The following is a 12,520-nucleotide window of genomic DNA, read 5'->3' on the forward strand; positions in this document are numbered from 1 at the left end:
AAGGAAGAGCAAACATGGTTAAAACAGTAAAAACTGAATTATACGCGTCCCCATCACCACTAGAGTGGGCAACCATTGGTAACGGCATATTGTTCACTGCTCAGATCCCTATTGATGACAAAGGGAAAGTGGTTGACGGCGGTATTGAAGCCCAAACACGCCAGACCATGGAAAACCTTCGCCACACACTGGAATGCGCAAACGCAAACCTCACAGATGTCACACAGGTTTTGATTTATGTTACCGACAGATCGCACCTGCCGGTTGTTAACAAAATCTACGCAGAATACTTCGAAAAGCCTTACCCCAACCGTGCAGCTTTGGTAATAGCCGGCCTTGCTCGAGAAGAGATGCTGGTTGAATTGGTCGTCTATGCGACGGTCGAAGATTAATCGTTAAATAATTACAAAAAAACATTTCTCTGATTGAAATTCCCTACAAGCTAGGCACGCTGCTTGGCGTCAAGCACATGATAGCCCCAATCACTTTGGGGCTTTTTGCTCCCTTCCATTCGAAACCTTTGCAATAACTTTGACACCTATTCGTCACGAACCTTCCTTAAGGTAAATCTGGCATATACCAGAGCTCATAATGCTGAGTGTCAAAAACCTAAAACCTAAAACCTAAAACCTAAAACCTAAACAGGAATAACACGATGCCTTTTGGAAAGTTTCCGAGTAAGCAGCTAGCTATTGCTACCGCAGCGCTAGTCGCGCTGAGTGGCTGCAATGACGGCAATAGCAACGAAGACAAAACTAACATCACTAAACCTGACATCGAAACACCAGTGACCGAGCCTACCCGAAAGGCACTGGTGATCGGCGTTGATGGTTTGATGTACGACTACATTGACGAGGTCGACAACCCCGAGCTTAACGAGCCGCAAACCCCAAACTTTGCACGATTCACGCTAACCAAAAGCTTCGCCGGGGGGCTGCTCAACACCAGCTCACACCAGCCTTCCTATTCGGGACCTAGCTGGTCGAGCATTCTTACAGGTACTTGGGTGGATGGCCACGGCGTGCAAAGTAACAACGGCAAACCTGTCGCTACCAACAGTATTTTCACGACACTAAAACAGAGTGAAAAAACACTCAAAAGCGGGAGTTTCGTATCGTGGACTCCGATTAACAGCGGTCACCTGATCAAAGAAATGTCTAGCATCGATCGTAGGGTCGACGGCGCTTCTCGCCCCGAAGGTAAGTCGGTCGATACATTCATCACTGAACAGCTGGTGAATGAACTGGAACAAGAAGACAGCAATCTCGACTTTATTTTCACTCACTTAGATGAAGTAGATGGCGCAGGCCATGCCTGCGGTTGGTGTGAACCCTATGAAGCGGCACTAACTCAAACGGATGCCCGATTGGGACAAATCATGGCCGCCGTTGAGCACCGTGAACGCAACCTTAACGAAGACTGGTTGGTAATGATCGTATCCGACCACGGCCATCGTCAGGCCGGAGGCCACGGCGGTGATACCGTGGCTGAACGCACCAGCGTAATCGGTGTGAACAAACCTGAGATGTTCAACCAGTTCCTGACGAATCCTGCCGCCTCGCCGGCGTTGTCCGATGACGCTGAACAGAACGCACTTATGGCTTATCCCGCCATTACCTCGGTAATGCCAACGGTTATGACCTATTTGGGGCATTTACCAGAGGTTGAAGATCAACTCGTCAGCCCTTCCCTGATTGGAATGTTAGGAGCGTACAAGCTGCTCACCTCAGTCGATCAGACCGAACCGAAAACTGCAACGGTTAACCTCAGCTGGCAGGTGACTAGCGATGCGAACAAAGTCGTCATCTATCGCAATAATGAACGGATTGCTGAAACAAGTGCCGGGCAAAGCAATTACGTTGACACCCTGACACTGGAAGAGATCGGAGAGGGTTCTCATAACGTGGTGTACTCCGTACAGGCCGATATAGGCGCGCCAGTCAGCAGCCGGGTTAACGTCTCTTTGGCGGAACCCGTCGACCTCGGCAGTCTGCTAGCCGAACGGGAAAGTCTGTCAAGTTTTAATGGAACCGTTGCACCATTCGGCTGGGTGTCCGAAGCTTCCGCCATCCCGACATATGTTGACGGCCCCTTCTACGATACCAAAGCGCTAAACCTTCATCGCAGCCAAGGCTACCTGAGCCAAGCCAAGGATCTGTCCGCTTACGATCAGCTATCCTTCGGTTTCCGCTTTCGGATCAATGGCAACATCCAAGGAGACCCCCAACTCCTATCGAATAAAAACTGGGCAAGCGGTTACAACCCAGGCTTTACCGTAACCGTGAGAAACAAAAGCATCAAACTCAATCTGGGAGACGGCTCCCAGCGGGCCGATACCAATTGGATGCCTCTGGCCAAGAATCAATGGATCTTTGGGGTGGCTACCATGGATCTAGTAAATGGTCAGGCTGCACTGTACTTGCAAGATGCAACCTCTGGCTTCCAGGCGTCGCAGGTCAATACCGGCTCCATCTCCAGCCTGGCTTCCCCTTACCCATTAAATATCGGTGAAGGAGGCGATGGAAACTACAACGCTGGCCGAGGCTTAGAGCTGGACATTGCCGACCTGGTGACCTTTAGCCGAGCCTTGACAGAGGCCGAAGTAAAGGCTCTAGCCAACGCTACAGCGCCCTTGGGCAACCTGTAGGCTTTGCTCCCGGCCCGAAGCGATCCGGGCCGGGGCTATCTTTCCCAAAAACCAATTAAGATCCAAGAGCGCCTTATGCTTGCAATTTTCGATCTCGACGACACGTTGATTCATGGTGACAGTGCTCACCTATTCACAGCTTTCTTACACGACCAGGGGCTGCATCCAGATCCAGAGGCGCGCCACAAGGAAGGGCAATTTATCGAAAAATACCAAAACGGGAGCCTCAACCTCGAAGAATATATGCAGTTCAGCCTGCTGCCCCTTAAAGGCTGGAACAAAAAACGTTTAGAAATTGTAGTCAATGCGTTTGTGGTAGAAGTGATCGAACCACTCATTTGTCCAGCCATGAAACAGCGCCTTGATTGGCACCGGCAACAACAACACCGACTACTCATTATTTCTGCGACCGGCGAACATCTGGTGCTGCCAATAGCTGAGGCGTTGGGGGTTCCAGATGCACTGGGGATTGAAGTCCTCTGGCGCGATTCCGCACTGACTGGAGAAATCGGTGCCCGGCGCCCCTTTCAAGCCGGTAAGTTAGAAGCGTTAAAGCAGTGGTTGTCTGTGCAAACGACACCTCTGGGAACTACGTGGTTTTATTCCGACTCCCACAATGACCTACCCCTGCTTGAGCAGGTCGATCACCCCGTGGCCGTTAATCCAGACCCGCAGCTACTGGCTCGAGCGCAGACCGCCGGCTGGACCATTCTGGAGGGAGCGAGACTGTGAGCCTCCGCCTCCTGTTACTGATGCGATCCATTCACAGTGGGCGATCTGGGCGCACTACCCCAGGACCACAAGAAACAAGCCAATCAAAATCACACCGACCCCCAGTATTTTGGGGCCGTGCAACGACTCTTTCAAAAACAGCCAGCCCATCAGAACCCCCATAGGAATACTGATCTGCCGAAACGCAACTATATAACTGACGTCTTCAGCGTAGGCCATGGCCCACACCACCAGCGCATAGGTTCCCAGAATCAAAATGCCTGCACCCAGAGTGCTCCGCCACTTCCTCACAAGAACCCTCATCAAGCGCCGCTCTTCAGGCTGGCACAGCACCCCCAGAGAGAGCCAAGCCAATGCCGACCAAGCTTGTAATATCACAAACAGCAACGCCACCTCACCGTCATTGATCGCCAAACCCGGTAGCGCCCGCATCTGCCGAGTGGCGTTATCATCAACCAACGAGTAACCCGCAGTACTCATCGCTGCTATCAGCGCAAACAACGTTGCAAGGTTGGCGTAGTTCGACCAGCGAAAATCCCGGAGGTAGCGCATGGGCAGAACCATACAACCTGCAACGATCAGCAGAATGCCACAGACAGCCGCTGCGGTGATCCTGTCTGCAGTTCCCAGGAACAGGGCTCCAACCAACAAAATGATGAGCGGAGAAGATCGAGCCATGGGGTACACAACGGACATCTCTCCATGGCGATACGCAGCCGCAAGCGCACTAAGATATAAAGCCTGAAAGACGCCAGTAAGAATCACAAGCGTCCATATTTGCAGAGTCAATTGTTGCAGAACATCCCAGTAAGAGAAAAGCAGAGGTGACGAAAGTATCGCCCCCCAAAAAGTGCTGTACCAAAAAAAAGCGCCACTTGGGTTGACGCTTTTTCCGAACAGGTTCCAGCTTGCATGAGCCAGAGCCGACAGCAGAACAATCAAAGTTGCCGAGAGGGTCATACCTTTCCTTGGCGCCAGGCTCTGGTGGAACGATCCAACCAGAACCGCAATAACCCCTGAACCAATTTCGCGCCGGCACAGGTGATAGTAATCAACACCGCCATAGCCGCCGCTGGCGCAATGTCACCGGCTTCGTCCATATTCAGCACCGCCACTGAGGCAAGCTGAGAATCATGTCCGTACAAGAACACCACTGCGGACACTGTCGTCATGGCATTTACAAACAAGTACAGAGCCACATCGAGGATCGCAGGTAAACACAGGGGCAAGGTAACGGTGACTAACACCCGCCAGCGGGATGCCTTCAGGGATTCACCCACGGCCTCAAATTCCCGGTCGAGCTGCTTCAAGGCCGTGATCGCCGTCAGATGCGAGACCGCATAGAAATGGGCGACGGTACATAGAATCAGGATCAACAGAGAGCCGTAAATCATATTCAAAGGATTATTCGGGTCGTTGAAAAAGAAAATGTACGAAAGCCCGAGTACCAGCCCCGGCACCGCCAGGGGCAGCAAAGAAAGCAGGTGGAACAGCCCTTTAAGACCTGATGGCTGGGGTGTTCGCTCCATCAGCCAGGCATTAAAGAACACCAGCGCCGTTCCAAATACCATTGCACCCAGCGCCATTTGAACGCTGTTGATGTAGGCCCCCCAGCCGCCCCCATCCATCAGATCGAATTGATAATTCCTGAAACTCATCTCCAGGTTATATGGCCAGAAAGTGACTAGCGATGCGTAGATGGCCATGCCAATGATCGCGAGAATAAACACGACCGCAGGGAGTAGCATCAGAGCACCGAACCAGTCACGGGCTTTGTTGGCTCTGGGCTTGTAGGGCGTCGACTGAGCGGTAAAGCTGGCGGTCTGCTTGCGCTGCACATATCGGTCTGCGACGAAAGCCAGAAGCGCTGGCAGCAACAGCAACACACTCACTACCGCCCCCATTTCAAATCGTTGCTGACCAACCACCTGTTTGTATATATCGGTAGCAAGCACGTCAAACTGACCACCAATCACTTTGGGCACCCCAAAGTCTGTGATCACTAACGTAAATACCACGAACGCGGCACTTACCAGACCGTAACGGGCACTCGGCACGGTGACCGTCAAGAAAATTCGCCAAGGGCTGGCTTTCAAAGAAGTGGCAGCTTCGTAATGGCGCCCGTCGGCATTTTCCATGGCCGTCAGAAGAATCATCAACGCATGGGGAAAAGTCCAGAAACACGAGCCCAGAACGACTCCGATTGGACCGTAAATTTCGGCACCAAACAACCAGCTTTTCAAGACCCCTTGATTCCCGAACAGATACACCAGACTGATGGCCGACAGCAGCGACGGCGCCAGGATTGGCACTACCAGGATGCCTCGAATTAATCCGGTCAATGGCAATCGTGTACGCGTTAAAGCCCAAGCCGCCATAAAGGCCAGCAGAACTACCACAACCGTACTTAAACCAGCGACCCACAGGGAGTTGAAAAGAGCCGACTCGACTGCGCCGGACCCAAGATACTGAGCAAAATTATCGAGACCGACAAAGTCACCGGCTTTATTTTTCACACTTTTTGACAACAGGGTGTACAGCGGGGCCAAGACCAGTAATGTCAGTACGCCACACCCCAGAAGCAGCAACAGAGTATAGCCCCAGCGCTGAGCGAGCTGTTGCGCCTTTTCACTCAGCGGCACTGATGCCGCAGTAGATGCAGAAAGGTTCATAAATTCATCATTTCGTCAGTCAATAGTCGTTCTCTCAGGCCGCGAAGCAGTGCAACGAGTCTGAGGGTAAAGTCACATTCACCCAAGCACCTTGGGCCAAACCAAGCTCGCGAGCTGAGCGGGGGTCTACGTCCACCAACAAACGCAGCCCACACCCTCTCAGAGTCACTTGTGTCCGAACGAAGGCTCCCAGGTAGTCCAATGTGTTTACCTGCGCCTCCCAACCATCGCCAGTTATTGGCTGCAGGTGTACATCTTCTGGACGAATCGCCAGCCGCACGACACCTTTCCCGCGGGGCAGCGGTTTTGGCAAATGCAGCACACGACTACCGAGTTGCACAGAACGATCGTTGACTGCGGCGCTGTCCATAAAGTTCATCGCCCCGATGAACTCAGCGACAAACGCTGACGCTGGCTGCTGATACACCTCCACCGGCGTTCCTACCTGCTCGATGACACCGTTGTTCATCACCACGACCCGATCGGCCATGGCAAGAGCTTCTTCCTGATCGTGGGTCACCATGATCGTGGTGACCCCCAACTGTTGCTGCAAATGTCGGATTTCGGCCCGCAAGTGATTCCGAACTTTGGCGTCTAGGGCCGACAACGGCTCATCCAGCAACAACAATCCGGGACTGGGCGCTAAAGCACGGGCCAAAGCCACTCGCTGTTGCTGGCCACCGGACAACTGGGTTGGGTATTTTTTGGCTTGGTCGGGCAATCCGACGGTGGTTAATAGCTCACAAACTCTATGCTGTATTTGTTGCTTAGGCGCTCCCACACTGCGCAAGCCGTAGGCAACATTGTCCGCAACCGTCATATTCGGGAACAAGGCATAGGACTGAAAAACAATGCCAAAATCTCTCGCGTGAGGCGGCTTCAGAGATATGTCGTCTCCGCCTTGGTACAGTGAACCTGAAGACTGCGTTTCCAGACCTGCAATAATTCTCAGAAGCGTGGTTTTACCGCATCCGGAAGGTCCGAGGAAACACACCAATTCGCCCGGTTCTACCTCCAGATTGATATCACGAAGCGCACAAAAATCACCAAAATGTTTGCCGACATTTTTCACGACCAACCGGCTTCCCTGGATAGACTGTTTCATCGTTTAACCCTCCGTCATTTATTCCAGCTTCGTCAGAGTTTCCGGCCCCGCCGAGGGGCCGGAAACAGCCCGATTATTGCGCTTCAGACTTGGTGTCGTAACGCTTCTGCCATTTCGACAGAATCGCCTCGCGATTCTCTGCTGCCCAGGCAAAGTCGTTCTCGATGATCAGCTCGTCTGCATTTTCCGGAAAGTGTTTCACCGGCTTAGCCACGCCTGGCATCGCCACAATGGCAAAGCCTTCGTTATACATTTCCATGGCCTCGCGGCTGATCGCCCAGTCAACCAGCGTCTGAGCGGCATCCAGCTTAGAGGTGCCCTTGATGATACCGGCAGCTTCCACTTCCCAGCCCAGCCCCTCTTCAGGGAACACCAGTTCCAGAGGTGCACCTTGGTCTTTTAGACGAGCACCGCGAAAAGCAAATGACACTCCGATGGGAGTCTCACCAGAGGCAGCCATTTTGCAGGGCTTGGAGCCAGAATGGGTGTAACGACTAATATTGTTGTGCAGACCATCCATGAAAGCCCAGCCTTCGTCCTCACCCATCATCTGCAACCAGGCAGAGACATCCAGGAACCCGGTTCCGGAGGAATTGGGATTCGGCATAACCACATGCCCTTGATAAACGGGCTTGGTGAGATCCTCCCAACTGGAAGGCATCGGCAAGCCTTCATTCTCAGCCTCAATAGTGTTTACACAGACGGCTGCCATCCAGGCATTCATGCCAACCCAGGAGGGCACCTCATCGCGATCGCGAAATTTGGGTGACAGGTTTTCCAGCCCCTCCGGTGCGTATGGCGCAAGCATGCCTTCATTCTTCAGCATCAGAAGGCTCGTGCCTGCAAGCCCCCAAACGACATCAGCACGGGGATTTTCTTTCTCAGCCAGCAAACGGGCGGTAACAATGCCAGTGGAATCACGGACCCAATTAATTTTGATGTCCGGATGGTCATCGTTAAAGCTCTGCGCGTATCTTTTCAGGTCGTCTGCTTCCAGAGCAGTGTAAACGGTAAGTTCAGTCTGAGCCTGAACGCCGGCAGCCGCAGCGCAAAGTGAGAAGGCAAGAGCGGATTTAAGCTTTTTCACGTGGCGATCCTCGTCGTAGATTGAATAAGCCATCAATTACTGGTCTATACCAGTGTTGAACCACCACGATAATGACCCTGGATGTCATTATCGTGACAGTGCTGTGACGATTGCTGAGTGGCCAATCAGGGGTGGTCGCCAACCTCAATCCGCTCCTGAATATTCGCGACAACCTCCGGCAGCTCATCAATAGAATCAATAAGATAGTGAGCACCCGTGAGAGCCATTTTTTGGTGTGCGACACGAAGACACTGAGCCCGTTTGTCATCCTCCAGCTGTTCAAGCTGCGACTGCGACAAACCCACGGCATTTCCCGAGGCGACCACGGCAACCGTCCACATTCCCGCATTCAGTCCTTCCTCAATGCCAGTGGCGGTATCGTCCACTTTTACGCAACCTTGCACGGCAGTCGCCCCCAGCTCCATGGCATTACAAAAGCTCATATAAGGCGCAGGGCGACCCTGAGGTACCTCGGTGGCACACACAATGCTCTCAGGTTCGAAACCCTGTCGGTGAAGCTCCGGTAGCATCACGTTAACCATCTCTCGACTGTAGCCCGTATTAACGCCCAGCTTGATACCGTGGTCTCGAGCAAAGGCCTGCAGATTCAAAGCTCCAGGAATCAATTCAGAGCGTTCCGCAATCGCCTGGAGCTGAAACGGTACAAAAGCGTGATAAAGGCGCTCAACATCTTCCTCGGTCGGCGCGGTACCGACGCGATCCTTCCATTGCCTCTGAATTCGAGGCATCGCCAGCAGTTTCCGGATGTGCTCTCGCTTTTCGGTGCCCATCGGCTCACGGGCCTCTGCCTCCGTCAGCGAAAGACCTTCGGATTCAAACAGCGTGAGAAACGCTTGAATCGGTGCCAACGAGCCAAAGTCCACACAGGTGCCGGCAAGATCCAGAATGATGGCCTGTACAGGCCCGGTGTACGAACGGGTATAACGGTACATAACTACTCCTTCAGTCGGATTTAAGGTTATCAGGGGTCAAGGCAGGAGGTGGCACAGGCAGTGTCAGCCCCATATTTTTGCAGGCATTGGCCACCGCAGAAATAACGTCGTCCATTTGCTCATCAAACAGCTGGCCAATACAGCCAATTCGGAAACTGTCAGTAACCGTGAGCTTGCCAGGGTAGATGACAAAACCCTGGTGCTTGATCTCATCGTAAAACTGGCGGAAGTCGAACGTTGACGCGCCCGGAGACAAAAAGGTCGTAATAATCGGAGAAAGCCACTCGTCGGCTAGTAAAGTCTGGAAACCCAGCTCACGCATGCCAGCCACCAGCCGATTCCGGTTGCGGGTATACCGGGCCAAACGCCCTGCCACTCCGCCTTCAGCCTCATGCTCTTTCAGCGCTTGCAGAAACGCGGCTACGACGTGGGTCGGCGGTGTATACCGCCACTGACCGTTTTTTTCCATGTAGCGCCACTGCTCATATAAATCCAGCGACAGACTGTGACAACGGCCTTGAGCGCCTTCCAACAACGACCGCTCAATGATTGCGAAGCCGAATCCGGGCACACCTTCAAAGCACTTGTTTGCGGATGACACCAGAGCAGCACAGGGCAATGCTGCGACGTTCACGGGCAAGGCTCCGAATGCACTCATGCTATCAATGATCAACCGGGTACCCGCCTGCTCACAAACTTCCGCAATTTCCTCAATCGGATTGAGGATTCCGGAGCTGGTTTCACAATGGACCACCACAACCTGGGCCACCTCGGGGTGAGCACTCAGGAATGCGGCCACTTCATCGCCGCGCGGGGGTTCATAGTCCCCTTTGTCGATGCTCAAGTACGGCCGATCCAGGTAATCCAGAATCTGACCTATCCGCTTGCCATAAGCGCCGTTCATCAGCACGAGGGTATGGCTATCTGGAGCTATCAACGTCCCTAAGACCGCTTCAACAGCGAAGGTGCCACTGCCCTGCACCGGTACACAAACGTGGCTTTGCTCGCCGCCGGCCGCCTCCAGCAATCGCTGACACACTTGTGCGGTCATGCCATTGAAATCACCATCCCAGGAACCCCAGTCCCGAAGCATCGCCTGCTTGACTGTCAAGCTGGTGGTCAACGGGCCAGGAGTAAGTAGGTAAGGGTCTTTCTCAATCATAGGTAATCTCCGTGGTAATTAACCGGAACGCTTACGGGCGCGAGCCTCGGCACAGCGTTGGATAAAAGTGGCATCAAAAGAATCGACTGGGCCAAACCGATCCAGCCTGAAATCGTTGAGAGAAACAAAAGGGGTCTGACCGGACACCAAATCTGATACGAGGCGCCCAATACCTCCCGACAGACCAACACCAGCCCCCGAACACCCGGTAGCCGCGAGGAATCCACCCACACCGGGCATCGTTCCGATCAGCGGCGCACCGTCCGGCGTATAGCTAGAAATGCTGCTGATATAGTTGGCGAGAGTCAGCTCTTCGAGCACCTGACATTGACGCTGAAATGCCGGATAGCCTGCTTCCAGAGCCTCATCGCCAGTAGAATCGACATCGAAGCTATAACCATGCAGGCTATCGGGGAGAGCGTCCGGTCGGGCGTAAACGGCGCGGCTATCACGCAGCCCGAACAGCAGGCCGCCTACTTCTGGGCGTGCGTAGGCGCCGCTGTCGGGCAGAATGGTCATGGGACCACCGTTAGCAATTCTCGGGTGAGGCGCAGAAATCCAGTAATGACTTCGAATCGGTGCCATCGCCAGGTTGATGCCCTGCTGACGCGCCAACGCCGTGCTCCAGGGCCCTGCGGCATCTATCACCAATCCTGCCTGAACCGTATCGCCAGTCGACAGTCGAACACCTGTAACACGATCCCCGGACCCAACCAGCGCCGTCACCTCGTGGTGCAACAGGAATCGAACGCCGTTACGCCGGGCGGCACGAGCATATGCCATACACAAAGCATACGGGTCGATATAACCATCATCTGGGAGAAACAGGGCCCGAGCCCCCTCCTCCAGAGCCAACCAAGGAGACAATCTCTCCGCTTCGGAGTTATCAAGCCATTCGGTCTTCCGACCAAATTCGGCCGCTCTGAGGGCCAGGGTCTCGAGCTGATGTTGCCCTGACGCGGAAGCAGCAACCTGCAAACTGCCTGCCCGCTGAAGTGGTAGTTGCACACCGGAGCCCTGCTCTAGCCGGTCGATGGCTTCAAAGGTCTCGGTCGCCAGGGCGGTCAGACCTGAGGACGGACGAATCCTGGTCAACAGGCCGGCTGCTTGACTGGTGGTTTGCTCGGCCAGGCCTCCGCGCTCAATGACGGTCACGGTCAAACCGGGTTGTTGGCTGAGATAACTGGCAATGGAACATCCTAGGATGCCGCCACCAATGACGACGACATCTGGATGATTGGTAATGGACATAGTAACTCCCCGCTCATCTGGTATAGACCAGTATCAAGGGGAGTTATGACAACTTAATGAAGGATAGATGACGAAATAACGAGCAGACTCAAGCCACATTCACCTGAATACTGAGGGTATCGTGAAGCCAGAACTCCTCGTCAAACTCCACGAACCCACCGGCAGCGTCCCGGCTACAGCGGTTCACACAAAGTCCTGCGGTACCAGCATTAACGCTCAGCGCGCTTGCTTGAGGATCCACCAGCGCAGTGGGAAACATTTCAATCTTCTTCTGCACCAAATCAACGCTGTATTGATCGCGCAGAAGCTTCCACAGGGAGCGATTGAAATCAAAATCTTTGATGCCCGGGAGGCGACGGGGGTTGAGATAGATGTTTTCCACCAGAACCGGCCGCTCATCCAGGTAACGTCGGCGCCGGACCAGCACTACCGGATCTCCAGTCTCAAGACCTGTCTTACCCGCCAGCCAAGCCGAGACAACAGTGCAGCGAACCTCAAGCGTCTCCGTTCGAGGGAGACGCCCTTGGGAAACCGCATTATCCGAAAAACTGTAATCTTCCGTAGGGTTGTAGATCAGACGCGGTGGAGACACGAACCAGCCCCTCCGATTGGAGCGATATATACGCCCCTCTGCTTCCAACTGAGCCAACGCAAGCCGGGCTGTTACTCGCGTGGTCTCAAAACGCTCGGCAAGAACCCGCTCCGAGGGCAGTTTGATGTTCGCCGTCACCTCTCCCCGCTCTATCTGCTCAGCCAGCTGATCCCTGACACGCAAATACAGCGGCGAGCCGGTCTCTGATGTGGCGATATTCTCTGGCATGTAACAAAACTCCGTATCAAAAAACGAGAGAGCATAACTGCAGTTTAATGCAGCATTGTGACACCGAAAAACGTGTTTGAAACCCTACGGT

At 53.7% G+C, this 12,520-nt stretch carries 11 protein-coding genes; 3 read left to right on the forward strand and 8 right to left on the reverse strand.

What is annotated here, in order from left to right:
* Positions 1 to 14: 14 nt before the first annotated feature.
* The 3 genes from JAO79_RS10205 to JAO79_RS10215 all read left to right on the forward strand — a co-directional run bounded on the left by JAO79_RS10205 (position 15) and on the right by JAO79_RS10215 (position 3,379).
* Positions 15 to 392, forward strand: a complete 378-nt coding sequence (locus JAO79_RS10205; RefSeq protein ID WP_114335943.1) for a RidA family protein — start codon at positions 15 to 17, stop codon at positions 390 to 392.
* A 263-nt stretch (positions 393 to 655) separates the two neighbouring features.
* The gene (locus JAO79_RS10210) at positions 656 to 2,647 is read left to right on the forward strand and encodes an alkaline phosphatase family protein (RefSeq protein WP_199007168.1); all 1,992 of its coding nucleotides are present in this window, start codon (positions 656 to 658) and stop codon (positions 2,645 to 2,647) included.
* A 75-nt stretch (positions 2,648 to 2,722) separates the two neighbouring features.
* A complete protein-coding gene (locus JAO79_RS10215) occupies positions 2,723 to 3,379 on the forward strand; it encodes an HAD family hydrolase (protein WP_199007169.1) in 657 nt (218 codons plus the stop codon).
* Between the two features lie 54 nt (positions 3,380 to 3,433).
* On the opposite strand, the gene JAO79_RS10220 is transcribed toward JAO79_RS10215, so the two are convergent.
* The 8 genes from JAO79_RS10220 to JAO79_RS10255 form a co-directional block, all read right to left on the reverse strand.
* Positions 3,434 to 4,339, reverse strand: coding sequence for a DMT family transporter (locus JAO79_RS10220; RefSeq protein WP_114335940.1), 906 nt, complete (start codon positions 4,337 to 4,339; stop codon positions 3,434 to 3,436).
* The gene (locus JAO79_RS10225; protein WP_199007170.1) at positions 4,336 to 6,051 is read right to left on the reverse strand and encodes a putative 2-aminoethylphosphonate ABC transporter permease subunit; all 1,716 of its coding nucleotides are present in this window, start codon (positions 6,049 to 6,051) and stop codon (positions 4,336 to 4,338) included. The genes JAO79_RS10220 and JAO79_RS10225 overlap by 4 nt, the downstream gene beginning before the upstream one ends.
* A 34-nt stretch (positions 6,052 to 6,085) precedes the next feature.
* Positions 6,086 to 7,156, reverse strand: a complete 1,071-nt coding sequence (locus JAO79_RS10230; protein ID WP_199007171.1) for a putative 2-aminoethylphosphonate ABC transporter ATP-binding protein — start codon at positions 7,154 to 7,156, stop codon at positions 6,086 to 6,088.
* Positions 7,157 to 7,229: 73 nt separating this feature from the next.
* The gene (locus JAO79_RS10235) at positions 7,230 to 8,243 is read right to left on the reverse strand and encodes a putative 2-aminoethylphosphonate ABC transporter substrate-binding protein (RefSeq protein ID WP_199007172.1); all 1,014 of its coding nucleotides are present in this window, start codon (positions 8,241 to 8,243) and stop codon (positions 7,230 to 7,232) included.
* A gap of 125 nt (positions 8,244 to 8,368) precedes the next feature.
* Entirely contained in the window at positions 8,369 to 9,196 is an 828-nt protein-coding gene (gene phnX / locus JAO79_RS10240) for a phosphonoacetaldehyde hydrolase (RefSeq protein WP_199007173.1), read from the reverse strand.
* 10 nt (positions 9,197 to 9,206) lie between these two features.
* Entirely contained in the window at positions 9,207 to 10,358 is a 1,152-nt protein-coding gene (locus JAO79_RS10245; RefSeq protein WP_199007174.1) for a 2-aminoethylphosphonate--pyruvate transaminase, read from the reverse strand.
* 18 nt (positions 10,359 to 10,376) lie between these two features.
* Positions 10,377 to 11,609, reverse strand: a complete 1,233-nt coding sequence (locus tag JAO79_RS10250; RefSeq protein ID WP_199007175.1) for an NAD(P)/FAD-dependent oxidoreductase — start codon at positions 11,607 to 11,609, stop codon at positions 10,377 to 10,379.
* An 88-nt stretch (positions 11,610 to 11,697) separates the two neighbouring features.
* The gene (locus JAO79_RS10255; protein WP_199007176.1) at positions 11,698 to 12,429 is read right to left on the reverse strand and encodes a UTRA domain-containing protein; all 732 of its coding nucleotides are present in this window, start codon (positions 12,427 to 12,429) and stop codon (positions 11,698 to 11,700) included.
* Between the last annotated feature and the right edge of the window lie 91 nt (positions 12,430 to 12,520).

This window comes from Marinobacter litoralis (genome assembly GCF_016427555.1).
Taxonomy (GTDB): domain Bacteria; phylum Pseudomonadota; class Gammaproteobacteria; order Pseudomonadales; family Oleiphilaceae; genus Marinobacter; species Marinobacter litoralis_A.

Bases quoted from the DNA above. Each gene is read 5' to 3' on its own strand.
- phnX (WP_199007173.1), bottom strand. From the start codon at position 9,196: ATGTACCGTTATACCCGTTCGTACACCGGGCCTGTACAGGCCATCATT.
- JAO79_RS10225 (WP_199007170.1), bottom strand. From the start codon at position 6,051: ATGAACCTTTCTGCATCTACTGCGGCATCAGTGCCGCTGAGTGAAAAG.
- JAO79_RS10215 (WP_199007169.1), top strand. From the start codon at position 2,723: ATGCTTGCAATTTTCGATCTCGACGACACGTTGATTCATGGTGACAGT.
- JAO79_RS10250 (WP_199007175.1), bottom strand. From the start codon at position 11,609: ATGTCCATTACCAATCATCCAGATGTCGTCGTCATTGGTGGCGGCATC.
- JAO79_RS10210 (WP_199007168.1), top strand. From the start codon at position 656: ATGCCTTTTGGAAAGTTTCCGAGTAAGCAGCTAGCTATTGCTACCGCA.
- JAO79_RS10230 (WP_199007171.1), bottom strand. From the start codon at position 7,156: ATGAAACAGTCTATCCAGGGAAGCCGGTTGGTCGTGAAAAATGTCGGC.
- JAO79_RS10255 (WP_199007176.1), bottom strand. From the start codon at position 12,429: ATGCCAGAGAATATCGCCACATCAGAGACCGGCTCGCCGCTGTATTTG.
- JAO79_RS10205 (WP_114335943.1), top strand. From the start codon at position 15: ATGGTTAAAACAGTAAAAACTGAATTATACGCGTCCCCATCACCACTA.
- JAO79_RS10245 (WP_199007174.1), bottom strand. From the start codon at position 10,358: ATGATTGAGAAAGACCCTTACCTACTTACTCCTGGCCCGTTGACCACC.
- JAO79_RS10220 (WP_114335940.1), bottom strand. From the start codon at position 4,339: ATGACCCTCTCGGCAACTTTGATTGTTCTGCTGTCGGCTCTGGCTCAT.